This is a genomic window from uncultured Methylobacterium sp., assembly GCF_964244095.1.
Lineage (GTDB): Bacteria > Pseudomonadota > Alphaproteobacteria > Rhizobiales > Beijerinckiaceae > Methylobacterium.
The window spans coordinates 1-2,586 of record NZ_CAXTHR010000271.1 but is presented as its reverse complement, the minus strand read 5'-3'; the positions used below and the strand labels follow the sequence as shown (position 1 = coordinate 2,586).

1 protein-coding gene and 2 pseudogenes are annotated in these 2,586 nt (G+C 73.2%); 1 reads left to right on the top strand and 2 read right to left on the bottom strand.

What is annotated here, in order from left to right:
* Positions 1-323: pseudogene (locus tag ACFE86_RS22405) on the top strand (exodeoxyribonuclease III); the annotation flags it as partial.
* Positions 324-568: 245 nt separating this feature from the next.
* Here ACFE86_RS22405 and ACFE86_RS22400 read toward each other — a convergent pair.
* Complete coding sequence (locus ACFE86_RS22400) at positions 569-1,996, bottom strand: amino acid permease (RefSeq protein ID WP_375457511.1); 1,428 nt, start codon at positions 1,994-1,996, stop codon at positions 569-571.
* A gap of 220 nt (positions 1,997-2,216) precedes the next feature.
* Positions 2,217-2,586: pseudogene (locus ACFE86_RS22395) on the bottom strand (phosphoglycerate dehydrogenase); the annotation flags it as partial.

Genomic DNA, 2,586 nt, shown 5'->3' with positions numbered 1-2,586 from the left:
AGCACGACGTCTGGTCGCACAGGCAACTCCTCGACGTGGTGAGCCACACCCCCGTCGAGACCGAGGCGTTGGAGACCCTGCGCGGCGAGGCGGGCTGGATCGACACCGCCCGGCTGCTCACGCCGCTGCCCGAGAAGATCTACACGTGGTGGAGCTACCGCTCGCCGGACTGGGCGGCCGCCGACAAGGGCCGGCGCCTCGACCATGCCTGGGTGTCGCCGGACCTGGCCGGCACCGTGCGCTGCGTCGACGTCGCGCGCCACGCGCGGGGCTGGGCGCGCCCGTCCGACCACGCGCCGGTGACGCTGACGCTGGAACTCTGAGCGGCAAGGTGCGCCGAGCAGCAAGGTGCGCGGAACGGCAAGGTGTGCGGAGCGGCAAGGTGCGCCGAGCGGAACGCGTGCCCTTCCGGCGCATTGCGTCCTCACACGCTCGTGAAGAAAGTCCGCCGCCCCGATGCGAAAACTCCTGATCGCCTTCCTGCTGCCGCGGGTCGTCGCGTTCCTGCGCCGCCGCTACGGCGGCGGGCAGGCCCCCCGCCCGACCCGCCGCTCGTTCTGACCGCCGCTCACCCGCCCGCCCTCACCCGGCGGGCGTTTTCGCGTCCGTAGCCGAAGTACAGCGCCAGCCCGAGCGCCAGCCAGACGCCGAGCCGCACCCAGGTCTCGCCCGGCAGCCCGGCCATCAGGACGAGGCAGGACAGGATGCCGAGCCCCGCCACCACGGGCGCTGCCGGCACGCGGAACGGCCGCGGCCTGTCGGGATCGGTGCGGCGCAGGATCAGCACGGCGGTGCAGACGAGGCCGAAGGCGAACAGCGTGCCGATGCTGACGAGTTCGCCGAGTTCCTCGATCGGCACGAGGCCGGCCACTAGCGCGGTGAGCGCGCCGATCGTCGCCTGGCTCAGCACGGGGGTGCGCGTCGCCGGGCTCACCCGCGCGAAGACCCGCGGCAGCAGCCCGTCGCGGGCCATCGCGTAGAACACCCGCGCCTGCCCGTAGAGGGCGGTGAGCGTCGCGGTGGTGAGCCCGACGAGCGCCCCGAGCTTGATCGCCACGGCGAAGGCGCCGAGCCCGATCGCGTCGATCGCCTTGGCGATCGGGTCGGCGACGTTCAGCTCCCGGTAGGGCACCAGCCCGGTGAGCACGGCGGCGACCGCGACGTAGAGCACCGTGCTGATCGCGAGCGAGGCGAGCAGCCCGACCGGCGCGTCGCGCTGCGGGTCCCGGGTCTCGCCCGCCGCGGTCGAGACCGTCTCGAAGCCGATGAAGGCGAAGAACACCACGCCCGCCCCGCGCAGGACGCCGCTCCAGCCGAACTGCCCGAACGTGCCGGTGTTGTCCGGGATGAACGGATGCCACAGCTCCGGCTTCAGGTGGAGGGCGCCGACGCCGACGAAGGCGAGGATGATCGCGAGCTTGAGCGCGACCATCGCGGCGTTGGCCAGCGACGCCTCACGGCTCCCGCGCATCAGCAGCGCGGTCAGCGCCAGCACGATTCCCGAGGCCGGCAGGTTGACGAGGCCGCCCGCGCCCGGCGCGGCGGACAGCGCCGCCGGCAGGCGCAGGCCCGCATCCGCCATCAGGCTCTGCGCGTAGCCGGACCAGCCGACGGCGACGGTTGCCGCGGCGAAGGCGAATTCGAGCACGAGGTCCCAGCCGATGATCCAGGCGCAGAGCTCGCCCAGCGTCGCGTAGGTGTAGGCGTAGGTCGAGCCCGGCACCGGGATCATCGCCGCGAGTTCGGCGTAGCACAGCCCGACGAAGGCGCAGGCGATCCCGCCGATCCCGAACGACAGCGCGAGGCCGGGACCGGCATACTGCGCGGCGGCCGTGCCGGTGAGCACGAAGATTCCCGCCCCGATCGTTGCCCCGAGCCCGATGCAGATGAGGCCGAACGCCGAGAGGTTCTGCGCCAGCGCCGGGCCGTGGTCCGCGCCGTGGGCGGCGACGATGGCGGCGACGGATTTTCGCGAGGCGAAGAGGCCGGTGGTCATCGATGCGCGGTGTCCGGCCCTGCTGCGTCGGCGGGAGGCTGCGGCAAGTCCCGTGCCCGTGCAAGCCCCGCCTCCGTGCAAGCCCCGCTTCTGTGCGGTCTCGCCCCGTGCAAGCCTCGCGCCTTCGGCGCACCGCGGCGCCTCCTCCCGCCCGGGGCGCGGGGACGCACGCTCGACCCGGAAGGTCCGGCGGAGGTGGCGACGTCGCCGCTGGCGCACCCTACCCGCGGCGGCGCTCGTACAGCAACCGTGCCCGGATCGTGCCGGGAATCGCGCGGATTTCGGAAAGCAGCATCTCGGCGTCGGCGTCGGTGGCGTCGGTCTCCAGCACCACGTAGCCGACCCCGCCGTCGGTCTGGTAGAACTGCCCGGCGATGTTGATGCCGCGACCGGAGAACACCGCGTTCAGCCGGCCGAGCATGCCGGGCAGGTTCTCCTGGACGTGGATGAAGCGGGCGCCGGCGGCGCGCGCCGGGAGCTGCACCTGCGGGAAGTTCACCGCGCCGACCGTCGAGCCGATGTCGGAATAGTCGATCAGCTTGCGCGCGACCTCCGCGCCGATGCGCTCCTGCGCCTCCTCCGTCGAGCCG

Coding starts and splice junctions, on each gene's coding strand:
- ACFE86_RS22400 (WP_375457511.1), bottom strand. CDS start 1,996: ATGACCACCGGCCTCTTCGCCTCGCGAAAATCCGTCGCCGCCATCGTC.